The 21,909-nt window shown below is 59.1% G+C and carries 19 protein-coding genes; 3 read left to right on the forward strand and 16 right to left on the reverse strand.

The features are described from left to right. Positions 1-211: 211 nt before the first annotated feature. The 3 genes from C7U61_RS11745 to C7U61_RS11755 form a co-directional block, all read right to left on the reverse strand. Entirely contained in the window at positions 212-706 is a 495-nt protein-coding gene (locus tag C7U61_RS11745; RefSeq protein ID WP_106998256.1) for a CreA family protein, read from the reverse strand. Between the two features lie 190 nt (positions 707-896). Beyond that, a complete protein-coding gene (locus tag C7U61_RS11750; RefSeq protein WP_106998257.1) occupies positions 897-1,340 on the reverse strand; it encodes an SRPBCC family protein in 444 nt (147 codons plus the stop codon). Between the two features lie 38 nt (positions 1,341-1,378). Continuing rightward, positions 1,379-1,702: a helix-turn-helix domain-containing protein gene (locus tag C7U61_RS11755; RefSeq protein ID WP_106999068.1), complete on the reverse strand. Its 324-nt coding sequence runs from the start codon at positions 1,700-1,702 to the stop codon at positions 1,379-1,381. Between the two features lie 332 nt (positions 1,703-2,034). Here C7U61_RS11755 and C7U61_RS11760 point away from each other — a divergent pair, with 332 nt between their 5' ends. Then, complete coding sequence (locus C7U61_RS11760; protein WP_106998258.1) at positions 2,035-2,571, forward strand: GNAT family N-acetyltransferase; 537 nt, start codon at positions 2,035-2,037, stop codon at positions 2,569-2,571. A gap of 39 nt (positions 2,572-2,610) precedes the next feature. Here C7U61_RS11760 and ligA read toward each other — a convergent pair whose 3' ends face one another. Next, positions 2,611-4,764 carry an NAD-dependent DNA ligase LigA gene (gene ligA / locus C7U61_RS11765; protein ID WP_106998259.1) on the reverse strand — a complete coding sequence of 718 codons (2,154 nt, stop codon included), beginning with the start codon at positions 4,762-4,764 and terminating at the stop codon, positions 2,611-2,613. A gap of 342 nt (positions 4,765-5,106) precedes the next feature. Between ligA and C7U61_RS11770 the strand changes: the two genes are divergently transcribed. Continuing rightward, a complete protein-coding gene (locus C7U61_RS11770; protein WP_106998260.1) occupies positions 5,107-5,847 on the forward strand; it encodes a CDP-diacylglycerol diphosphatase in 741 nt (246 codons plus the stop codon). A 21-nt stretch (positions 5,848-5,868) separates the two neighbouring features. Here the strand turns inward: C7U61_RS11770 and C7U61_RS11775 are convergent, their stop codons facing one another. The 9 genes from C7U61_RS11775 to aqpZ all read right to left on the reverse strand — a co-directional run bounded on the left by C7U61_RS11775 (position 5,869) and on the right by aqpZ (position 16,700). Next, a complete protein-coding gene (locus C7U61_RS11775) occupies positions 5,869-6,501 on the reverse strand; it encodes a DapH/DapD/GlmU-related protein (protein ID WP_106998261.1) in 633 nt (210 codons plus the stop codon). 72 nt (positions 6,502-6,573) lie between these two features. Next, on the reverse strand, positions 6,574-8,247 hold the full coding sequence (gene recN, locus C7U61_RS11780; protein ID WP_106998262.1) for a DNA repair protein RecN: 1,674 nt from the start codon (positions 8,245-8,247) through the stop codon (positions 6,574-6,576). Between the two features lie 12 nt (positions 8,248-8,259). Continuing rightward, complete coding sequence (locus tag C7U61_RS11785) at positions 8,260-9,129, reverse strand: outer membrane protein assembly factor BamD (RefSeq protein WP_181315837.1); 870 nt, start codon at positions 9,127-9,129, stop codon at positions 8,260-8,262. Between the two features lie 287 nt (positions 9,130-9,416). Beyond that, entirely contained in the window at positions 9,417-10,373 is a 957-nt protein-coding gene (lpxC, locus tag C7U61_RS11790) for a UDP-3-O-acyl-N-acetylglucosamine deacetylase (RefSeq protein ID WP_106998264.1), read from the reverse strand. Between the two features lie 330 nt (positions 10,374-10,703). Then, positions 10,704-12,437, reverse strand: coding sequence for a cell division protein FtsZ (gene ftsZ, locus C7U61_RS11795; protein ID WP_106998265.1), 1,734 nt, complete (start codon positions 12,435-12,437; stop codon positions 10,704-10,706). Positions 12,438-12,539: 102 nt separating this feature from the next. Further along, a complete protein-coding gene (gene ftsA, locus C7U61_RS11800) occupies positions 12,540-13,871 on the reverse strand; it encodes a cell division protein FtsA (RefSeq protein WP_069612528.1) in 1,332 nt (443 codons plus the stop codon). Next, positions 13,868-14,776, reverse strand: coding sequence for a cell division protein FtsQ/DivIB (locus tag C7U61_RS11805; protein WP_181315838.1), 909 nt, complete (start codon positions 14,774-14,776; stop codon positions 13,868-13,870). The genes ftsA and C7U61_RS11805 overlap by 4 nt, the downstream gene beginning before the upstream one ends. Before the next feature lie 11 nt (positions 14,777-14,787). Beyond that, complete coding sequence (locus tag C7U61_RS11810) at positions 14,788-15,714, reverse strand: D-alanine--D-alanine ligase (protein ID WP_106998267.1); 927 nt, start codon at positions 15,712-15,714, stop codon at positions 14,788-14,790. Between the two features lie 299 nt (positions 15,715-16,013). Then, positions 16,014-16,700 carry an aquaporin Z gene (aqpZ, locus tag C7U61_RS11815; RefSeq protein WP_106998268.1) on the reverse strand — a complete coding sequence of 229 codons (687 nt, stop codon included), beginning with the start codon at positions 16,698-16,700 and terminating at the stop codon, positions 16,014-16,016. A gap of 259 nt (positions 16,701-16,959) precedes the next feature. Here aqpZ and C7U61_RS11820 point away from each other — a divergent pair, with 259 nt between their 5' ends. Beyond that, positions 16,960-18,291, forward strand: coding sequence for an MFS transporter (locus tag C7U61_RS11820; protein WP_106998269.1), 1,332 nt, complete (start codon positions 16,960-16,962; stop codon positions 18,289-18,291). A gap of 92 nt (positions 18,292-18,383) precedes the next feature. Here C7U61_RS11820 and murB read toward each other — a convergent pair whose 3' ends face one another. From murB to murG, 3 genes are read right to left on the reverse strand one after another with little or no spacing between them, the layout of a single operon-like run. Next, complete coding sequence (murB, locus tag C7U61_RS11825) at positions 18,384-19,358, reverse strand: UDP-N-acetylmuramate dehydrogenase (RefSeq protein ID WP_106998270.1); 975 nt, start codon at positions 19,356-19,358, stop codon at positions 18,384-18,386. Next, positions 19,355-20,770 carry a UDP-N-acetylmuramate--L-alanine ligase gene (gene murC, locus C7U61_RS11830; RefSeq protein WP_106998271.1) on the reverse strand — a complete coding sequence of 472 codons (1,416 nt, stop codon included), beginning with the start codon at positions 20,768-20,770 and terminating at the stop codon, positions 19,355-19,357. The genes murB and murC overlap by 4 nt, the downstream gene beginning before the upstream one ends. Then, positions 20,767-21,888 (reverse strand): undecaprenyldiphospho-muramoylpentapeptide beta-N-acetylglucosaminyltransferase, encoded by a 1,122-nt coding sequence (murG, locus tag C7U61_RS11835; RefSeq protein WP_106998272.1) that lies wholly within the window; start codon positions 21,886-21,888, stop codon positions 20,767-20,769. Before murG ends, murC begins: the two co-directional genes overlap by 4 nt. Positions 21,889-21,909 lie beyond the last annotated feature (21 nt).

Here is a 21,909-nt window from a genome sequence, read left to right on the forward strand (position 1 = left end):
GCTTTTTATGTTACCGGTTTTGGCTGGGGTGTAGCCAAGGACACGGTCTTGCAGGCCGTGAACAGGGGCGGGAGTCGCCTCACTGTCCGTCTTCGAAATTGCATCAAAAAGATGCAAACCGAAAGCAACCAGAAGGAATTCGACAACCCAAGAGAATGACTTTTTTTGGTATTATTCTTCTGCGCGCTGTCTTTAAGGTATCAGTATACCATCACTTCGGCTTGCCGTTTTTCCAGATAACCTGTTGGCCGAACAAGGGGATCGTCGAAATGGCCATCTTGGCCGAGCCATCCGTCAGCTGCCGCGAATGGATAAGATAGATGAGCGTATCATTCTTCCTGTCGTAAATACGGGTGACAACCAGCTTCTTCCAGATAAGCGACAGACCGGCGCGAAACACCTCCTCCCCGCTCTGGGACAGGTTAATGTCACCGATCTCGATCGGACCGGTCTGACGGCAGGCAATGGAATTGTTGGAGGGATCTTCGAACCAGTTGCCCTTGCGCAGCCGGTCGATCACGCTGCGATCGAAATAGGTCACATGGCAAGTGATGCCCGAGACTTCGGGGTCCGGCACGGCATCGACCAGAATATCATTACCCGTCCAGTCCACGCCCACCTTGCCGACAATTTCGGCGGAAGCGGAAACGGGCGCCACAGCCAGAAAAGATGCGGCAATGGCGGCGGAAAGTTTGGGTGAACGCATCGATCATCCTCCAACAACAGCCGCCAGGAGCAAGAGCGGCACGGCTAAGGTAAGATGGTTCACGATCGTTGCAAGATAAAGGGAGGTCATCTCGGAGCGGTCACGCGCGCCGATAATAGCCATCCGGCCGACGGTAGAGACGCCGTCGCCAAAGCAACGGCGTTCTGATACACATAGGTAACGCGTCTTTTCACTTCTGGCTGATTGCGACCGTACCGGTTTCCAGAAGCGATTTGAGGTTGGACAGGATCTTCGGCCACCCACCGGAAACGGCTTCGATCAGTTTCGAGTTCTCGACCTCGATTGTATGAGTAACCGTCAACTTCACGACACCATCCGCCGGCTCCAGCTCCATCAGGCACCGCGACCAGCCTTCGGCCTTTAGTTCCGGGCGCCACTCGTTGCGCCATTTGATGGCGAGCCGCCGCGGCGGGTCCAATTCTGCTATCTCTCCGGTGTCGGCAACCCGGCCATCCGGAAAGAGCATTTTCCACGGCGATCCAACCTTCCACTCGGTCTCGTGGATCATGTCGAACCAATATTGCTTGACGAATTCAGGCGTGGTCAGCGCCGACCAGAGCTTCTCCGGAGTGGTGCGGATAAAGGTGACGTAGACGAATTTGCTTCCAGTCATGCCATTTCTCCCTGTTTGAATTGCGTTGTGTCTTGAGTTCACTGCCCGTCCTCACCTTCCAGCGCCTTTTTCAAGGCCGAAAGTGCATTCAAATGCCGCTGTTCGAACTTGTTGATCCAGCGTTCGGCGATGCCATTGATCGGGACCGCGTTGATGAAATGCAGTTTCTCGCGCCCATGCTTCTCAGAGGAGATCAGATTGGCCTCCTCCAGAATGGCAAGATGCTTTGCGACCGCCTGGCGGCTCATGTCCAAATCCTCGCAGAGCGCGTTCAGGGTCTGCCCGTTGCGCTCATGAAGCCTATCGAGCAATTGCCGCCGGCTGGCATCCGCCAACGCCCTGAAAACCGCATCATCGTCCATGAATATGAAACCATTTGGTTGCATTTTATTGTCTTATAGGCAACTAAACGGTTGCCTGTCAAGCTGCATGCAAAGCAAGGCGACTGCATTCCGCCTGAGAGACACGGCAATCCAAGGATTCATGCGACGACGATTGACAAGTTTGGCGCGGCATCGGATCATCTATCTATGATCACAAACCGCGCCACCGTGATGCACCTTCACACCATCTCTCCCCTGCCAGGGCGAGTGGAAGCGGTGTTGCGCTGAGCTGACCGCGATCCATCTCAACCCTGCCGAGGCGAGCAGGGTTGAGGCCTCCTTGCTCTCCTCATTCATACCAAGGAGAGCCCATGTCTTTCGAAGAGCAAGAACCCGCCAAACGACGATCAGGCAAGATCGGCGCCGTCGAGATTCGCGCCTCGCACCCATCCGACGCGGAAGGAATTGCGGCAATGGCCAATTTACCCGGCTTTCGCGCCGGCACGCTTCGCCTGCCCTTTCAAAGTGTCGAGGAAACACGGCAATGGCTGGAAAAGTCGTCGCCCAACTCGATCGGCCTCGTCGCCGTGCTTGACGGGCAGATAGTCGGCAATGCCGGCCTGAAGCGTCTTGCCGGCCGCCGGATCCACAGCGGCAGCATCGGTATGGGCGTACACGACGATTTCACGGGCTGCGGCATCGGGTCCGCGCTGTTGGCCGCCATCATCGATACCGCGGACAACTGGCTGGCGATCAAGCGGCTGGAACTGACCGTCTATATCGACAACGCGCCGGCGATTCGACTCTATGAAAAATTCGGATTCGAGACCGAAGGCCGGCTGCGTGCCTTCGGTTTCCGCAATGGCGAATATGTGGATGCACTCGCGATGGCGCGGCTGAAATTCTGAGCAATTGAGGCGCGGCGGACTGGATTTCCGCCGCACCGATCATCCGCCGATCAAATCGAGCCATTCGTCCTCGGTCATGACCTGGACATTGAATTCACGCGCCTTGTCCAGCTTCGAGCCGGCGCCCGGCCCCGCCACAACGATATCGGTCTTTTTCGAAACCGAGCCGGAGACCTTGGCGCCGAGGCTTTCGGCCTTTGCCTTGGCTTCGTCGCGGGTGAATTTTTCCAGAGAGCCGGTGAATACGACGGTCTTGCCAGCCACCGGACTGCCCGAAGTCACCGGCTGCTCCGCTTGTTGAGGCCGAACCTCCTCCAGGAGCTTAGCGATTACCTGCGTGTTGCGCGGTTCCTTGTAGAATTCGACGATGGCCCGTGCCACCACCTCGCCGATGCCTTCGATATTGTTGAGATCGTTCCACGCATCGCCGGTAAGCGGCGCGGCTTCTTTCATCGCCGTTTCGAAGGATTCGTAGGTGCCGTAGGAGCGCGCCAGAAGCTTGGCCGTCGTCTCCCCGACATGGCGGATGCCAAGGGCGAAGATGAAGCGATGCAGGGCGATCTGGCGCCGCTCATTGATGGCGGCATAGAGCTTGCCTACACTGACCTTGCCGAAACCTTCGATATTTTCCAGCTTCGTCAGCGACGCCTGCTGGCGCTTTTCCAGGGTGAATATATCCGGCGCGGTCTTAATCTGCAGCGCCGGGTCTTCGCTCTCGAAAAAGAAATCGATCTGCTTGGAGCCGAGGCCCTCGATATCAAAGGCATTGCGCGAGACGAAATGCTTGAGATGCTCGGTTGCCTGTGCGCGGCAGATGAAACCGCCGGTGCAGCGGGTGACGGCATCGACCTTGCCTGTCTTCTCATTGATATCGCGCACGGCATGGCTGCCGCAGACTGGACAGACCTTGGGAAATTCGTACGGCATGCTCGAGGCTTCCCGCTTCTCCAGCACAACGTCGACGATCTGCGGGATGACATCGCCCGCCCGCTGCACGATCACCATGTCGCCCACGCGGATATCGCGGCCATCGCGGATCGGCTCGCCCTTGTTGCCGATGCCCTTGATGTAGTCTGCATTGTGAAGGGTCGCATTGGTCACGACGACGCCGCCGACCGTGATCGGCTCGAGGCGCGCGACCGGCGTCAGCGCGCCGGTGCGGCCGACCTGGATATCGATGCCGACCAGACGCGTGAATGCCTGTTCCGCCGGAAACTTATGTGCCGTCGCCCAGCGGGGCGAGCGCGAGCGGAAACCGAGGCGAGCCTGCAGCTCCAGGCTGTCGACCTTGTAGACGACACCATCGATATCGTAATCGAGATCCGGCCGCTGCAGCCCTATCTGATCGTAATGCGTGAGAATATCGGCAACCGAATTCAAGCGCTCCATCAACGGGTTGACCGGAAAGCCCCAGGATTTGAAAATCTGCACCATCCCGTATTGCGTATCGGCTGGCATGTCGGACATCTCGCCCCAGGCATAGGCGAAGAATTTCAGCTTGCGGCTGGCGGTCACTCTGGCGTCGAGTTGGCGCAGCGAGCCGGCGGCCGTATTACGCGGATTGACATAGGTCTGCTTGCCCTCAGCCTCCATCTGCGCGTTCAGCGCCAGGAAATCGCTCTTGGCCATATAGACCTCGCCGCGCACTTCGACGACCGAGGGAGCGCCGGCTGGCAAAGTCTGGGGGATTTCCTTGATGGTCCTGATATTGGCGGTGACGTTCTCACCCGTCGTGCCGTCGCCACGCGTCGCGGCACTGACCATCCGCCCATTCTCGTAGCGGATGGACATGGAAAGACCATCGATCTTCGGCTCCGCCGTGAAGGCGATGGAATTATCAGGCAGGCGGCCGAGAAAGCGATAGACGCCGGCGACGAAATCCTGGACATCCTCCTGCGAGAAGGTGTTGTCGAGCGAGAGCATCGGCCTTGCGTGGACGACCGGTGCAAAGGTCTCCGAGGGTGCGGCACCGACCCGGCGTGACGGGCTATCGGCACGAATCAATGCGGGAAACCGAGCCTCGATCGCATCATTGCGCCGCTTCAGCGCATCATACTCGGCATCCGAAATCTCCGGCGCATCCTTGCCATGATAAAGCGCGTCGTTGCGCGCGATCTCCGCAGCTAGATAGGCAAGCGCTGCAGCCGCTTCCTCTTCGCTCAAATCTTCCACGGGCTTCTGCTCGGTGCTCATGAATCTACACTCCCCGACTTCGAAGATGTTTTAGAGCACTTCCGCAAAAAGTGCGAAGCGGTTTTCCGCCAACAGCACGCAAAAACAAAGGGAAAAATCTGCATTTCAGTTACCGAACGCCAATGACCATCATGGTAGCGTTCACGACAACTTTACGCCATGATCGGCTGTTCTTGGTGTTACAGGTGCGGGAAATATCAGCATCGAGGCAGCCCTGGTGGAATTCTGTTTCCAATTCCTGGCTGCGGCTCTTCCCCGACTATCGCGGGGATTTAAGATAAGTTATTTTGAGAGCGAGACCTTTGGAATGATCGGATCGTCAGCAGAAATTCGAAATCACGCATGAAGCATCGTCTCGCCGTTCTTTCCATTTCTCTCATTGCTGCCGTGTTGATCATGAGCTCCTTCGTCAGCCGCTCTGCTTTGGGGCTGGTCGTTAGAGCGTGTGAGATCAATTCCAACCTCACGGGGTCGCCATATCCCTGCCTCAAGATAGTCCAGTCGAAGGATCGGTTGTCTTCCTACGTTGTTCTTCGCGAACCGGCTGACAAGGAGCGCACCATTCTTGCACCGCTCGCCGATGTCCCCGGCATCGAGGATCCTCGCCTTTTGACCGCGGGAGCGCCGAACTATTTTGAAGAGGCGTGGAAAGAGCTATCGACAATCGATCCACGCACAACGAAGGCTTCGACACAGAATTTTGCGCTGGCGATAAACGCCGCCAGTTGGCGCACGCAAGACCGGCTTCACATTCACATGGGCTGCGAGACACCTCGCTTTCGCGCTCTTTTGAAAGCCCATGCGACGGCAATTGAAAGCGGCCGGTTTACTGATTTGAAGACCCGAGCTGGTTGGTGGGCGACTTTCCATCCAGCCGATGACCTCTCGAATTTGAATCCGCTGCAACTCGTCGCGGATGGCGTCGATGGCGCCCGTGCAAATATGGAAAACGTGGTGATCGGCGTCTTTGGCGCCGTATCGCCCGACGGGCAGCACGGTTTCTATATTCTGGCGAGAATAAACGAAGCACATAAATCCCGCGGGTCCGCGGAAGACATGATTGATCCCAAATGCCGGCTCTGATGCATGTTGCTCAGACGCGGATCAAGACCAGCGCTCACAAAAGGCTTCAATGTCGCTTGACTGAAAATCGGCAAGCCGCTCCATGATGGTTTCGAAAGGCCAGTCCCACCAGGCGATAGACGCAAGCCTCTCTGCGACCGCTCGCGCGAACCGCTCTCGAATGAATTTGGCGGGAACACCACCGACGACAGTATATGGCTGGACATCTTTGGTGACGACCGCACCTGCCGCGAGCACGGCACCGTCTCCAACCTTTACGCCCGGCAGAACGATCACGCCGTGGCCAATCCAAACGTCATTGCCAATGACAGCGCGATCCTGTTTCCGCCGATCGAAAAAGGCATGATCGCGTACGGCGTCCGCCGCGTAATATTCCGGACAATAGGTGAAGCGGTGCATGGACGGACGGTCCATCGGGTGATTCGGCGCTCCAATTCTTACCTCTGCCGCAATGGCGCAGAATTTTCCAATCGTTGCGTCGCCAACGATGCAGCGCGGCCCCAAATAAGAGAAATCTCCGAGCTCGGCCGTATGTAAAGACGTGTCTTCCAGAATTTCGCAGCATCTGCCGATGCTCGAATCCCTTACGGTCGCTGTGGGGTGGATAACGGTTTCTGCGATTTTTGGGTGATTTGGCTGTGCGGTCGAGTGCATTGACGGTCTCCGGATTCTTGTCTGCCTAACCGGGGACGATGAAGGCTATGTGACGCAAGAACAGCCGTGAGATCATCCGTTGCCGGCAAGCAAGCGTTTGGCAGCCGCCCTCGCCTCTTCGGTCACAGAAGCGCCGGCAAGCATACGGGCGATCTCCTCGGTGCGATCCTTCGGCTCCATGGTGGCAACGCGCGTGGAAATTTTTTCCGAACCGTCAGCAACCGGCCCCTTGGAGATCAGCAGATGCGTCGCAGCGCGGGCTGCGACCTGCGGCGCATGGGTGACCGACAATACCTGTACGCGGTCGGACAAGCGCTTCAGCCGCTGGCCGATCGCATCCGCGACCGCGCCGCCGACACCGGTGTCAATTTCATCGAAGACAAGGGTCGGCGCCGAGCCTCGATCAGCAAGCGCAACCTTCAATGCCAGGAGGAAACGCGACAGCTCGCCTCCGGAAGCAACCTTGGTAATCGGGCCCGGACGCGTACCGGGATTGGTCTGCACATGGAATTCCACGACATCGATGCCATCGGCCGTTGCGGCTTCGGGATCGCTTGATATCTCCACCATGAAGCGTGCACGCTCGAGCTTCAGGGCAGGCAATTCCGCCATGACGGCCGCCGCAAGCGCCTCGCCGGCGTGGCGGCGCTTCTCCGACAGGCTGCGCGCGGCGACGTCGTAATTGGCCTTGGCGGCGGTGAGCTCGGCATCGAGCCGCGCCAGCCGTTCCTCGCCGGCGTCAAGCTCGGCAAGATCGGAAATCATGCGGGCGACTAGGGCCGGCAGTTCCGTCACCGGTACGGAATATTTACGCGAGGCGCCCCGCAGCGCAAAGAGACGCTCTTCGACCCGCTCCAGTTCGCGCGGATCATATTCCGTCTTGCGCAGCGCGGCTTCGACCTCCATCTGCGCGTTGGAAAGCTGATCGAGAGCGGCATCCAGCAAGGCGACGGTATCTTCGAGCAAGCCCGGCGCCTCATGGCTCTTTCGCTCGAGCCGGCGCACCAGGGAGGCAATATGCGGCACGGGCGATGCGTTTCCATTGAGGAATTCCGAGGCCTCGGCGATATCGCCGGCAATGCGCTCGGCCTTCATCATCCGCGAGCGCTTTTCGGCGAGCTCGTCCTCTTCACCGTCCTGCGGCGAGAGCTTCTCCAATTCCTCGACGGAAGCTCGAAGATAGTCGGCCTCGCGGGCAGCCCGCTCCACCTGCTCTCGGTGCTTCTTTAACGTGCGCTCGGTATCCCGCCAGATCTTGTAAAGCCTGCCGACGTCCTGTGCCTTGTCAGCAAGACCCGCGAAAGCATCGAGTAAGGTGCGATGCGCATCCGTGTCGACGAGCGCCCGGTCGTCGTGCTGGCCATGAATTTCGACGAGAAGTTGCCCGATCTGGCGCATGAGCTGAACGCTGAGCGCCTGATCGTTGACAAAGGCTTTGGTGCGGCCATCGGCGGATTGAACGCGGCGGAAAATCAAGTCGCCGTCGTCGTCGATGCCGTTTTCACGCAGGAGCTTGCGGGCTGGATGCTGCGAGCCGACATCGAATACCGCCGTCACCTGGCCGCGCTCTTCGCCATGGCGCACGAGCCCGCCATCACCGCGCCCGCCCAGGGCAAGCGACAGGCTGTCAAGCAGGATGGATTTGCCCGCTCCCGTCTCGCCGGTCAAAACCGAAAGCCCGGACTCGAAGGCAAGATCCAGCCGCTCGATCAAAACGATATCGCGGATCGAAAGCTGGATCAGCATCTGCGCTCAATCTCACGTCCCAAGAAGAAGTTTCTTGCCTGCTCTGGAAATCCACGAGCCCGAGTTTTCGCTCGGTTCTACGCCGCCCTTCTTCAGCAGCTGATAGGAATCCTTATACCAGCGGCTGTCCGGATAGTTGTGGCCGAGAACCGCGGCGGCTGTCTGGGCTTCCTGGACAATACCCATCGCATAATAGGCTTCGACGAGTCGAGCCAGCGCTTCTTCGATCTGGTTCGTAGTCGGATACTGCTCCACCACCACGCGGAAACGGGAAATGGCAGCCAGATAATCCTTGCGCTCCAGATAATAACGGCCGACCTGCATTTCCTTGCCGGCGAGTTGATCTTTGGCAAAGCGGATCTTTTCCTGAGCGTCGCTGACATATTGCGACTTCGGATAGGTATTGACGAGTTTGGTCATCGCCTCGATCGTCTGCTGCGCCGCACGCTGATCCTGCGTCACATCCACGATCTGCTTGGCATAGGACGAACCGACCAGATACTGCACATAGTCGGCATCTTCCGAGGCCGGATATTGCTTGAGATAGGTATTGCCGGTCTGCACCGCTTCATCATACCGGCCCGTGCGGTATTTCACGAAGGTGCTCATCACCAATGCCTTGCGCGCCCATTCGGAGAAGGGCTGCTGCTGATTGATGGCATCGAACTTCTTGCCGGCCTCCGTCATGTTGCCGGCTTTGATGTTGGCAAGGCCCTGATTGTAGAGCATCTCCGGCGGATCGGTCTCGACACCGAGCTTGGTGATGTCGATATCCTTTTTCGTATTACATCCCGTCACCACCGCACCGGTACCGGCCAGAAGGAGCGATACGAGCAAAGCCCGTGCTGTGATATTCATGCGTTCAGACCTTGCAAAACCCATCGGATGACTGTCCCATAGCCGTCGTTGCGGAGACGGCGTTCTCTCTCGCTGGCGTTTCTAGCCGCAAAAACACCATCAGGGCAACGCATTGATGGTGCATTAACGCATTTTTGTGGCAAAGACTGCATAACCGCAGCCTTTAATCACTGTTTTGACAGCGATTTCTCATATCGCCCAAGCCGTTCCGCCGCCGCTCCGCGGCCGAAGGCAGCCCCAGTGAGTCGCCGTCAAAAAAAGAGCCGCCCTTCATCAGAGCGGCAGCTTTTCTCATTCCAATCCCGAAAGGATTACGCCGACCAGGGAGCGAACTCCGGGGCGTTGACCGCGATATACTCGCGACCGTGACCGCGCTGGCGGGGTGCCGAAGTTTCAACGACCTCATAAGCCGTCGAATCGCTCAGCAATGCCTTCAGAGCATTCGCATTCATGCGATGGCCGCCACGATAGGAGCGGTAGCAGCCAATGAACTGCGCGCCCGCCAAAGCCAGATCGCCAACGGCATCCAGCGTCTTGTGGCGGACGAATTCGTCCTTGGCGTAACGCAGGCCTTCGACGTTGATGACGGTGTTGTCGTCCGAGATGACGACGGAGTTTTCCAGCGACGAACCCAGCGCATGGCCCGAAGCCCAAAGCGACTCGACGTCGCGCATGAAGCCGAAGGTACGGGCGCGCGACAGTTCCGTCTTGAAGGTCTCGGCCGTCAGATCGCCTTCCCACTTCTGGCGGCCGATCAGCGGGCATTCGAAATCGATCTCGACTTCGAAGCGCGTGCCGTCATAGGGGCGGAACTCGCACCAGGAGCCGCCAGCTTCGATCCGCACCGGCTTGATGACGCGGATGTAGCGACGCTTGACACCGAGCGAGACGATACCCGCCTGCTCGATCGCCTCGATGAAAGGATAGGAGCTGCCGTCCATGATCGGCATTTCCGCGCCGGACACTTCGACGACGACGTTATCAAGGCCGATCGCATAGATCGCCGCCATGACGTGCTCGACCGTCGCGACGGAGCGCGCCGGAGAAAAACCGAGAACCGTGCAGAGATCCGTATTGCCGACCTGCGAGGAAACGGCGCGAAGTTCGGTCACATCGCCATTGTCGTGCTGGCGCTGGAAAACGACACCGGTACCGGCTTCGGCGGGATAGAAGGTGATCGACACGTTGGCACCGGAATGAACGCCAATACCGGAAAGTGTCACAGGGTTTGCAATGGTGGTCTGAAAACCAAGCAATCCAATTGCCATTTAATTCTGCCTTCGTCTGTCTGATCCAGGCCGGGCGGTCATCTTCGGACGCTTACCCTTTATCGCCGGTTCAGTCTGTTAACTATGCCACGCACGTCACATGCATTCGTCATCGAATGTGATTCAGCGGGCTTGCTTAGTATTTACATACGCGTCGAGACACCGCATTCCAAATCACTGTTTCTTTCGTTTTGTTACGAAAGCATCCCATTGAACTCATTGGATAATTTTAAATAGGCCAACAGGTATAAAATAAGAAAATCCGGAGCCTTTCGGCCCCGGATTCACTCAATATGGTTAGTAACCTATTAAAAGGCTGCCCGTTGCGGGTCAGTTCGACTGACGGCGCAGGAAGGCCGGAATCTCAAGCTGATCGTCCTCATGGCTTGCCATGCGTGCCTGCGGAACTGGGCGGCCATGATCGTCGAGATTGCCGCGGCGCGGAGCGTAGAGGCTTGCTTCCTGCGACGGTGCACGCCGCTGCGGCGCCGCATTGTTCGTCGGAGCCATCATGTCATCGAAAGCCGGATCTTCTTCGCGACGGCCGAGCGAATTCGTGATTCGCTTCAACAGACCCATCGGACCACGTTCCTCGGTCGCCTGGGCAGCGGCCGGCTGGGCGCGGTGTTCCATTTCGGCCTTAACGACCGGCGGGAAATCCTCGACCTTCGGCATGCGGACCTGCTCGGGAGCCTGGCGGATGACCGGCTGCTGATGCATGACCGGCGCCTGCTGCTGTGGCTGAACCGGAGCCTGACGGACAGGCTGAGGTTCCGGAGCGGCTGCGAAGATGCGGCTCTGCGGACGGAAGTTATCTTCCGGCGCGGCGGGCTGCTGCATGACGGGCTGCGGCGGCGTCTGAGCCTGCCGGCCCATCTGGAATTCCAGTTCGCGCTCCAGATCGGCTTCTGCCGCACGGATGGTCTGAGCGACCGGATCCACGGTACGAGGAGCCGGAGCGGCAGCCTGTGCGGCTTGGGCCTGCGAGACGTGGGCAGGCTGAACTGCGGCCGCTGCCGGAGCGGCGGCCGCGGAAGGACGCATAGCAGGCTTTGCGGCCGTGCGGAATTCCATGCCCCTGTCGGAGGCTTCGTTCATCGCGCGATCGATGCCGGTCGCGACGACAGAAACGCGGATGATGCCCTCAAGCGATTCGTCGAAGGTAGCGCCGAGGATGATGTTGGCGTCCGGATCGACCTCTTCGCGGATGCGGGTTGCGGCTTCGTCGACTTCGAACAGGGTCAGGTCACGACCGCCGGTGATGGAGATCAGCAGGCCCTGCGCGCCCTTCATCGAGGTTTCGTCGAGCAGCGGGTTGGCAATGGCAGCTTCGGCAGCCTGCATTGCGCGACCCTGGCCGGAAGCCTCGCCCGTACCCATCATGGCGCGGCCCATTTCGCGCATGACCGAACGGACGTCGGCGAAATCGAGGTTGATGAGACCTTCCTTCACCATCAGGTCGGTGATGCACGCCACGCCCGAATAGAGAACCTGGTCGGCCATCGAAAACGCGTCGGCGAAAGTCGTCTTGTCGTTGGCGATGCGGAACAGATTCTGGTTCGGAATGACGATCAGCGTGTCGACCGACTTCTGCAGTTCCTGGATGCCCTGCTCGGCGAGACGCATGCGGCGGCCGCCTTCAAAGTGGAACGGCTTGGTCACGACGCCGACGGTCAGGATGCCCTTGTTGCGAGCGGCCTGTGCGACGACAGGAGCGGCCCCCGTGCCCGTACCGCCGCCCATGCCGGCGGTGACGAAGCACATATGTGTGCCGTTCAGGTGATCGATGATTTCATCGATGCATTCTTCCGCAGCTGCACGGCCGACTTCCGGCTGCGAGCCGGCGCCGAGACCTTCCGTGACGTTGACGCCGAGCTGGATGATCCGCTCCGCCTTCGTCATGGTCAGTGCCTGAGCATCCGTGTTGGCGACGACGAAATCGACGCCCTGCAGACCTGCCGTGATCATGTTGTTGACGGCATTGCCGCCACCGCCACCGACACCGAACACGGTGATTCGCGGCTTAAGCTCGGTGATATCTGGCTTATGCAGCTTGATAGTCATTGTACCCGTTCCTTCTCTTTATGGCCGCATCGCCACGCCGGCCAATTCACTCGATTTCACTTGCCTGACGCTTGCCCCGGACTGAACGCCGGGATCAGGCACTCAAAAACTCTCTTTCAGCCATTGGCCCACACGGCCGATCCGGCTGTTATTGCCTCCAAACGACGAGAGCAGACCGCTGCTCGGCGCATGTGTTTCCATGTCTGCGACCTGCGGATAGATCATCAGACCGACCGCCGTCGAAAAAGCCGGTCCCTTGGCTGCCGTCGGCAAACCGGACACGCCCATCGGACGGCCGATGCGGACATTGCGGGCAAGTACCCGGCGCGCCACATCGGGCAGACCGGTCAGCTGGCTCGCACCGCCCGTCAGGACGACGCGCTTGCCGACGATCGGGCTGAAGCCCGAACGCTGGATGCGATCGCGAATGAGCTCGAGGGTTTCCTCGATGCGAGCCTTGACGATGCGCGACACCAGCGCCTTCGGCACCTGTGTCGGCTGGTCACGCTCGTCTTCGCCGATCGGCGGGATGGAAATCAGTTCGCGCTCTTCCGAAGAATTCGCGAGCGCCGAGGCATGAACGACCTTCAGCCGCTCCGCATCCTCGATGCGGGTGGAAAGGCCGCGGGCAAGGTCCGTGGTGACGTGATGGCCGCCAAGGCTGACAGCATCGGTGTGCACCAGCTTGCCCTCGGCAAAGACCGAAATCGTCGTCGTGCCGCCGCCCATGTCGATCGCGGCGCAGCCGAGCTCGACTTCATCGTCGACGAGGGCTGCAAGACCGCTGGCATAAGGTGTGGCCACCATGCCTTCGACCGAGAGATGCGCGCGATTAATGCAGAGTTCGAGGTTGCGGAGCGCCGCACGCTCGGCCGTCACCACATGCATGTCGACACCAAGCGCGTCGCCGAACATTGCCAGCGGATCGCGGATGCCACGCTCGCCGTCCAGCGAATAGCCGGTTGCCAGCGAGTGCAGCACCGCACGCTCCTGACGGATCGACTGCTGGCAGGCCGCAGCCAGAACCTTCTTGAGATCGTTGGCTTCGACTTCCTGGCCACCAAGATCGATGGTCGCAGTATAAATATCGCTGCCAAGACGGCCGGCCGAAACATTGACGATCAGGCTATCGACCGTGAGGCCCGCCATGCGCTCGGCGGCATCGACGGCAAGCCGGACGACCCCTTCCAGCGCGTCCAGATCGGCAATGACGCCGGTCTTGATGCCGCGGGAACGCTGATGCCCGATACCGATGATCTCGATATTGTGGGTGCGGTTCGGCAGGACCTGGCTCTCCTCGCGCGGCGTCAGGCGGCCGATCATGCAGACGACCTTCGTCGAGCCGATGTCGAGGACCGACACGATATGCGACCGCTTCGAAGACAGTGGCTTCAACCGAGGCAGGCCGAAATGGGACGAACCAAATAAGCTCATGTATCCTGACCTGCTTTCTTCAAAGCCTTGTTTCTTGCATCGACTGCGGCCTGGCGACGAACTGCGGCATCCGGAGTTAACTCTATGGCGGTACGGTCATCGATCCGAAGATCGACGGCAGCGATATCCCGCTGCAAAAGATTTTGATCCTTGTCGAGCTTGGTCAGCCGCGCGAGCGCGCCGTCGATATTGTCTTCCGGCAATTTGATGATCACGCCGTTATCCAGATAGAGATCCCAGCGGCGACCGGCGACACGCACGAATGCCTTCACATGACCACGAATTTCCGGCCATTTCGCAAACTGGTCGTCGATGGAGGCGGCAGCGGTTTCGGCATCACGACCAACGAAGAGCGGCAGCTTGGCAAACTTGTTGTCGCGCAGCGGCGCAATCACACTGCCATCCTTCTCGATAAGCGAGAGCTCGGAACCGTGCTGCCAAATGGCGTAAGCCTTGCGCTCCTTGAGCTTAACCTCGACGGTCTTTGGATAGACCTTGCGAACCTCGACATCCTGAACCCAGGGCAGGCTCTCGATCTTCTGGCGGGCGGCATCGGCATTGAGAGCGACGAGCGAGGTCGTACCATCGAGGCCGAGCAACTGCAGGATCTCGATTTCGGACGTCTCGTCGTTGCCGGAGACCTTCACATCTTCGATAGCGAAACCGGCAGCAGACGTCGTTGCTTCCGCCACAGCCTGTGTATGACCACCGACCGACATGCCATAGAGGCCGGTCGCAGCCAGCAGAACGAGGGCCGAAACAGTACCGGTATGGGCCGGAACATTGATGCGGCCCGAACCGAGACTGACCAGAAAACGAACAGTCCGGCGCAGCGGACGCGGCAGGACGAATGCATCCTCGACGTCGTCGATGGCGAGCGGGACGCGATGACGGGACCGCCTCATATTTTTGACCGTCAGCGCAAACAAGACGCGTCCTCCACCATCCACCGGAGAAATTCACCAAAAGAGTAGCCGGCGTGAGCGGCCATTTCAGGCACTAGGGAGGTAGGAGTCATGCCGGGCTGAGTATTGATCTCCAGCCAGACAAGTTCGCCCTCTTCGGAAAAGCGATCGTCAAAACGGAAGTCAGATCGACTAACGCCGCGGCAGCCGATAGCTTCATGCGCCCTTAACGATAATGTTTGTATCTTTTGGTAAAGATTCGATGAAATTTCCGCCGGCAAGACATGTTTTGAGCCACCCTTGGCGTACTTGGCGTCATAATCATAGAAGCTGTGACCGAGCGGCACGATCTCGGTCACGCCGAGAACCTTGCCATCCATGACGCCGCAGGTCAGCTCGCGCCCGTAGATATAACGCTCGACCAGGACTTCGTCGCCATAGCGCCATTCAGAGGAGGTAACGATCTGCGGCGGATGCGCCTGATCTTCCTTGACGATCACGACACCGAAGCTCGAGCCTTCGCGTACCGGCTTGACGACATACGGCGGCTTCATCGGGTGCTCGCCAACGATAGCGAAGCGATCCATGACGATCGAACTCGCAACGGGAATTCCCGCGGCAGCAGCGACCGTCTTCGCTCGTGACTTATCCATCGCAAGAGCCGAGGCAAGCACGCCGGAATGCGTATAGGGAATCTGCAGATATTCCAGAATGCCCTGGATTGTGCCGTCTTCGCCGAAGGGACCATGCAATGCATTGAAGACCACATCCGGCTTCAGCTCGGTCAAGCGGCTGGCGACGTCATGACCGACATCGACACGGGTAACTCGAAAGCCTTCGGCTTCGAGTGCATCGGCGCATGCCTTTCCCGAGGAAAGGCTGACGGGCCTCTCCGAGGAAAATCCGCCCAAAAGGACAGCCACATGCTTGCCACCCATCAATACCCCCGACTTCACGGTCTCTACCTTGCGTTTGCAGGGCCTCGCCTAACCGCGATTCTCGCCCGCTTTCAATAGGCCGATTAGAACGACATTAAGGTTAATGAAGCGTTTACTTTCGTTAACTTTCCGCCGACCAGGCGATGGAAGCATGCTTCGAATCAAACCGACTTGAAGAATTCTGCCATTGGAATCATGGAGTTGCTACTTTTGAAATCACTACATTTGGATTTTTTTAAACAATAAGCCCCGCATCGAGCGCTCGATGCGGGGCTTCCGGCTTTAAAATGAGGCTGAGATTATTCGCCGTCGTCGACCAGTTTCCAGACCAATCCGCCCAACGCTCCGCCGACGATGGGAGCGACCCAGAACAGCCAAAGCTGCTGCAGAGCCCAGCCGCCGACGAAGAGAGCCTGCCCCGTCGAACGGGCCGGATTGACCGACGTGTTGGTGATCGGAATCGAAATCAGATGGATCAGCGTCAACGCCAGGCCGATGGCGATCGGCGCAAAACCGGCCGGCACCTTGCTGCTCGTCGAACCCAGAATCACGACCAGGAAGAACAGCGTCAGGACGATTTCAGCCACCAATGCCGACACCATGGAATAGCCGCCGGGGGAATGTTCACCATAGCCGTTCGCAGCAAAGCCGCCGAGCTGGAAATCAGCCTTGCCGCTTGCGATCAGATAGAGCACAGCCGCAGCGGCGATGGCGCCGATCACCTGCGCAATGATATAGGGGAGAAGCTGACTGCCCGGAAAACGGCCGGCCACCGTCAGGCCCACCGAGACGGCCGGGTTGAAGTGCCCTCCCGATATGCCGCCTACGGCAAAAGCCATGGTCAGCACTGTCAAACCGAATGCAAAAGCAACGCCTAGAAAACCAATACCGAGGCTCGGAAAGGCTGCTGCGAAGATCGCACTGCCGCAGCCACCGAAAACGAGCCAAAACGTCCCAAGAAACTCAGCAATGAGTTTTTTCTGCATGAAAATCCTTCTCCTCAGCCCGCAATCCAAGCGAGAATCGGCCATTGGTGAAAAAGAAATTCCGGTAAGGGGACTCGCCGGAGCACGCCTCTCCAACAAACAAACGCCGCCTGATTGCCCACGAATCAACATTACGGCAAAATAATAGCACGCAACCGCTGATTTCTTGCGCAGTTAACGTTTGCGTTGAACAAAAATTACGTTAAGGACAATTTTCTTACGCTAAGCGCGCCTTAGCATCCTCTGAATTGGTGGGAACATGACTGACGCGATATCTCCCTTATCGCCGACTCCCTCGTCATCGAACAATGCTGTTGCGAATTCCCCGGCACGTGTTCTGATCGCGAGCCTCATCGGCACAACGATCGAATTTTTCGATTTCTATGTTTATGCAACGGCGGCGGTTATCGTCTTCCCGAAGCTGTTTTTTCCGGCAAGCGATCCGACTTCGGCAACCCTGCAGTCATTCGCGACCTTTTCCATCGCCTTCTTCGCGCGCCCGATCGGCGCGATGATCTTCGGCCATTTCGGAGACCGAATCGGCCGTAAGGCGACCCTCGTCGCCGCTCTGATGACCATGGGCCTCTCGACGGTCGTGATCGGTATGCTGCCGACCTATGAGTCGATCGGCGTTCTCGCACCGATTCTGCTGGCGCTCTGCCGCCTCGGCCAAGGCCTTGGCCTTGGCGGCGAATGGGGCGGCGCTGTCTTGCTTGCGACGGAAAATGCGCCGGAAGGCAAGCGCAGCTGGTATGCCATGTTCCCGCAGCTCGGTGCGCCCATCGGCTTCATCCTTTCGGCAGGTCTTTTCCTCATCCTGCGCGAGAGCATGGCGGATGCGGATTTCCTCAACTACGGCTGGCGCGTTCCCTTCCTGATCAGCATCGTGCTGGTCGCCGTCGGTCTGTATGTCCGCCTGAAGATCACCGAAACCCCGGAATTCCAGCGCGCCATCGAGAAGGAAGAGCGCGTTTCCGTTCCGATCGCGGTCATCTTCCGCTCGCATTTCCGCAGCCTGATTCTCGGCACCATCATTGCCGTCGCGACCTTCGTGCTGTTCTATCTGATGACGGCATTCACCCTGAGCTGGGGCACCCGCCCTCCGGGCAACGGGCCCCTTCCGGCCGGCCTCGGCTATTCGCAGGGTCAGTTCCTGGTCGTTCAGCTTGTTGGCGTCGTCTTCTTCGGCCTGATGATCCCGGTCTCCGGCTTGCTGTCGGACCGCTATTCGCGCCGTCTGGTCCTCATCCTGACGACCATCGGCATTCTTATCTTCGGCCTGTTCTACTCGTCGCTGCTGACGGCCGGCCTTGCCGGCGCCTTCGCCTGCTCGATCATCGGTCTTGCCCTCATGGGCTTTACCTATGGCCCGATCGGCGCGGCTCTGGCGGCACCCTTCCCGACCAGCGTGCGCTATACCGGCGCTTCGATGACCTTCAATCTCGGCGGCATCGTCGGTGCATCCCTGGCGCCCTACATCGCCACTTCGCTTGCGACCAATTACGGCCTCGTCTATGTCGGCTACTATCTCGCCGGCGCAGCAGTACTCTCGCTGATCGGCATCCTGCTCTCAGGCAATGACGAAGTCTGAGCAAACAGGCATAACCAATTGAAAAGGCCGGTGAAAATCCGGCCTTTTTTATTGAATCATTTTATGAAGATGGCAACGATTGCAGTCAGGGCCTACTCGGTCGTTACCCCCTGGAACGGGCGGACTTCCCGGCCAGGCATGAAGTTTCCGAGGCGCTTGATTTCCCACTCCAGCTTAATGCCGGATTTTTCGAAAACCTCGCGGCGCACCTGTTCGCCGAGATATTCCAGATCGTAACCCGTCGCCTGCCCCATGTTGATCATGAAGTTGCAATGCAGCGACGACATCTGCGCGCCGCCGATAACCAGGCCGCGGCAGCCCGCTTCGTCGATCAGCTTCCAGGCGGAGAAACCGTCCGGATTCTTGAAGGTTGAACCGCCGGTCTTCTCGCGTACCGGCTGCACTGTTTCGCGATGAGCGCGCACGGCATCCATCTCGGTGCGGATCTTGGCTCGATCCTCCGGGTACCCCTCGAAAAGAACGTGGGTGAAGATCAGATCTTCAGATGCTTCGGAATGGCGGTAGCTGTAACCCATCTCCGGATTGGTCAAGACGTGCTTGTTGCCCTTGCGGTCGACCGCATGCACTTCGACGACGCGCTCACGGGTTTCGGCACCATTGGCGCCTGCATTCATTCGTGCAGCGCCGCCGATGCTCCCGGGAATGCCGTAATAGAAATGGAAACCGCCGATGCTGTTATCCATCGCCATGGCTGCGACATGCTTGTCCGGGCAGATCGCACCGGCCAGGATGCGGTTCTCGCCGGCAAGCTCGACCGAACCGAAGCCCTTGGCCGAAAGCCTGAGGACGACGCCCGGAATGCCACCATCACGCACCAATATGTTTGAACCCACGCCGACGACCGTCAGCGGCACATCTTCCGGCAGGATCTTTAGGAACGTGATGAGATCGTCCGTGTCATGCGGCTGGAACATCAGCTCCGCCAGCCCACCGGCGCGGAACCACGTCACACGATCCATCGGTGCGTCCGGCGTCAGCCGTCCCCTGATGTCCTTTACGCCGTCGCCAAGCGACGCCAGAAGCTTTTCCCCATCTACCTGTTTCATGCGGACTTACCTGAGAGGCCTTCCAATTCCTTTGGCAATGATGCTGCCCAATATGTGATGCTGCCAGCCCCCAACAGAACCACAAAATCACCAGGCTGCGCAATCTCTGCAACCATGGCGGCAAGATCTTCCTGTGACGGCAGATAGCGCGCATCGCGATGGCCACTGGCCTTGATGCGCGAAACCAATGTCTGCGAATCGATACCTTCGATGGGCTCTTCCCCGGCGGCATAGACGGGCGCCAGGAAGATGCTGTCGGCATCGTTGAAGCAGGCCGCGAATTCCTCGAAGAGGCTCGACAGGCGCGTATAGCGGTGCGGCTGGTGAACGGCGATGATGCGGCCCTTGCAGGCTTCGCGCGCGGCCCTCAGCACTGCTTTGATTTCAACGGGATGGTGACCGTAGTCGTCGAAGACCTTGACCCCGTTCCATTCGCCGGTCAGCGTAAAGCGGCGCTTGACGCCGCCGAAGGATGCAAGCCCCTTGGCGATCGCCTCGCTGGAAATTCCGAGCCGGTTGGCAACAGCGACGGCAGCCGTCGCATTGGAAATATTGTGGCGGCCAGGCATCGGCATGACGAGATCCTTGATCTGGATCACCTTGCCGGTACGGCGCCTGCGGATCTCGATGTCGAATAGCGAGCGCGTGCCATCGATCCGCACATTCGAAAAACGCACGTCGGCCTGTGGATTCTCGCCGTAGGTGATGACCTTGCGGTCCTCGATGCGCCCCACAAGCGACTGCACTTCCGGATGGTCGATGCACATGACGCCGAAGCCGTAGAACGGCACGTTCTCGACGAATTGCCGAAAAGCGGCGCGGACGGCATCGAAATTACCGTAATGGTCGAGATGTTCGGGATCGATATTGGTGACGACGGCGACATCCGCCGGCAGCTTCAGGAAAGTGCCGTCCGATTCATCGGCCTCGACCACCATCCACTCACCTTCACCCATGCGCGCGTTGGTGCCATAGGCATTGATGATGCCACCGTTGATAACCGTGGGATCAAGGCCGCCGGCTTCCAGAAGCGTCGCCACCAGCGACGTCGTCGTGGTTTTGCCATGCGTGCCGCCGATCGCAATGGCGCTGCGGAAACGCATCAGTTCGGCCAGCATTTCGGCACGGCGCACGACCGGCAGCAGCTTTTCGCGAGCGGCGACAAGCTCCGGATTGCTCTTCTTGATGGCGGTGGAGACGACGACGACTTCGGCATCGCCGAGGTTTTCAGCCCTGTGGCCGATATGGACCGGAATGCCTTTGTCGCGCAGCCGCTGCACGTTGGCGCTTTCCGATTGGTCGGAACCCTGCACGCGATGGCCGAGGTTGTGCAAAACCTCGGCAATGCCGCTCATTCCGATGCCACCGATACCGATAAAATGCACAAGGCCGATTGCCTTCGGCAGCTTCATGCGCCTGCCCCCTTGAATTGCTGAATTGAACGTCCCGCGGCAATAGCCTCAACCATGTCGGCAAGCAAGTTTGCCGCATCCGGCTTGCCCGCCTGCTTGGCCGATGCAGCCATCTTTGCGAGCTTTTCCGGCATGGTCATGGCGCCACGCAGGATGGTGGAAAGTTTCTCCGCCGTCAGATCCGACTGCGCGATGACCTTCACGCCTCCGGTTGCCGCGAGCGCTGCCGCATTGGCCGCCTGATCGTGATCGAGCGCATGCGGATAGGGAACCAGGATCGCCGGGCGCCCGATGACCGCGAGCTCGGAGACGGTCGAAGCTCCGGAGCGGCAGAGAACCAGATGCGCTGCACCGATGCGCTCCGCCATGTCGTTAAAGAACGGCGCGATATCGGCGCCCATTTCGAGCTTTCTCGTGCAGCTGTTGACCGTCTCCATGTCCTCGGGGCGTACCTGCTGGGTAATACGCAGCCGCTTGCGCAGAGGCTCCTCAAGCAGGCTGATCGCCGTCGGCACGGCCTTCGAGAAATATTGCGCGCCCTGGCTGCCACCGAAGACGACGAGATTGAATGGATCATCCGGCCCCGAGGGGGCATAGGGGCGTTTCGCGGCTTCGATGACGGCCGGACGCACGGGATTACCCGTGGTCACCGTCTTTTCTGCGAATGCGCCGTTCTCTGCAAGGAAGCCGCCCGCAATCGCGCGTACACGCGTCGCCAGCATCTTATTGGCGCGGCCCATGACGGCATTCTGCTCATGCAGCATGGATGGCACGCCCATGCGCGTCGCCGCGAGAAGCGGCGGAACCGTCGGATAGCCACCGAAGCCGACGACGCAGACGGGCTTGATGCGCTGGATCAGCTTGCGTGCTGCACGCATGCCGGTCCACAGCGTCCAAAGGGCTTGCGCGACCTTCACCGGATTTTTCGAACCGATCGTCGCCGAGGGCACGACATGGATATCATCGGCTGGGAATTTGCCGGCATAGCGTTCGGCACGGCTGTCGGTGACGAGGTGCACGGAGTAACCACGCTCCTTCAGCTTATAGGCCAGTGCTTCGGCTGGAAATACGTGGCCGCCGGTACCGCCGGCGGCAAGAAGGACAATGCCTTTACTCATAATTTTCGCTCCCGCGAATAC

Source organism: Rhizobium sp. JAB6 (assembly GCF_003024605.1).
Classification (GTDB): domain Bacteria; phylum Pseudomonadota; class Alphaproteobacteria; order Rhizobiales; family Rhizobiaceae; genus Rhizobium.

Bases quoted from the DNA above. Each gene is read 5' to 3' on its own strand.
- murC (WP_106998271.1), bottom strand. From the start codon at position 20,770: ATGAAGCTGCCGAAGGCAATCGGCCTTGTGCATTTTATCGGTATCGGT.
- C7U61_RS11760 (WP_106998258.1), top strand. From the start codon at position 2,035: ATGTCTTTCGAAGAGCAAGAACCCGCCAAACGACGATCAGGCAAGATC.
- murG (WP_106998272.1), bottom strand. From the start codon at position 21,888: ATGAGTAAAGGCATTGTCCTTCTTGCCGCCGGCGGTACCGGCGGCCAC.
- lpxC (WP_106998264.1), bottom strand. From the start codon at position 10,373: ATGGCAATTGGATTGCTTGGTTTTCAGACCACCATTGCAAACCCTGTG.
- ftsZ (WP_106998265.1), bottom strand. From the start codon at position 12,437: ATGACTATCAAGCTGCATAAGCCAGATATCACCGAGCTTAAGCCGCGA.
- C7U61_RS11775 (WP_106998261.1), bottom strand. From the start codon at position 6,501: ATGCACTCGACCGCACAGCCAAATCACCCAAAAATCGCAGAAACCGTT.
- C7U61_RS11750 (WP_106998257.1), bottom strand. From the start codon at position 1,340: ATGACTGGAAGCAAATTCGTCTACGTCACCTTTATCCGCACCACTCCG.
- C7U61_RS11820 (WP_106998269.1), top strand. From the start codon at position 16,960: ATGACTGACGCGATATCTCCCTTATCGCCGACTCCCTCGTCATCGAAC.
- C7U61_RS11785 (WP_181315837.1), bottom strand. From the start codon at position 9,129: ATGGGTTTTGCAAGGTCTGAACGCATGAATATCACAGCACGGGCTTTG.
- C7U61_RS11770 (WP_106998260.1), top strand. From the start codon at position 5,107: ATGAAGCATCGTCTCGCCGTTCTTTCCATTTCTCTCATTGCTGCCGTG.
- ligA (WP_106998259.1), bottom strand. From the start codon at position 4,764: ATGAGCACCGAGCAGAAGCCCGTGGAAGATTTGAGCGAAGAGGAAGCG.
- aqpZ (WP_106998268.1), bottom strand. From the start codon at position 16,700: ATGCAGAAAAAACTCATTGCTGAGTTTCTTGGGACGTTTTGGCTCGTT.
- murB (WP_106998270.1), bottom strand. From the start codon at position 19,358: ATGAAACAGGTAGATGGGGAAAAGCTTCTGGCGTCGCTTGGCGACGGC.
- C7U61_RS11755 (WP_106999068.1), bottom strand. From the start codon at position 1,702: ATGGACGATGATGCGGTTTTCAGGGCGTTGGCGGATGCCAGCCGGCGG.
- C7U61_RS11745 (WP_106998256.1), bottom strand. From the start codon at position 706: ATGCGTTCACCCAAACTTTCCGCCGCCATTGCCGCATCTTTTCTGGCT.
- C7U61_RS11810 (WP_106998267.1), bottom strand. From the start codon at position 15,714: ATGGGTGGCAAGCATGTGGCTGTCCTTTTGGGCGGATTTTCCTCGGAG.
- C7U61_RS11805 (WP_181315838.1), bottom strand. From the start codon at position 14,776: ATGAGGCGGTCCCGTCATCGCGTCCCGCTCGCCATCGACGACGTCGAG.
- ftsA (WP_069612528.1), bottom strand. From the start codon at position 13,871: ATGAGCTTATTTGGTTCGTCCCATTTCGGCCTGCCTCGGTTGAAGCCA.
- recN (WP_106998262.1), bottom strand. From the start codon at position 8,247: ATGCTGATCCAGCTTTCGATCCGCGATATCGTTTTGATCGAGCGGCTG.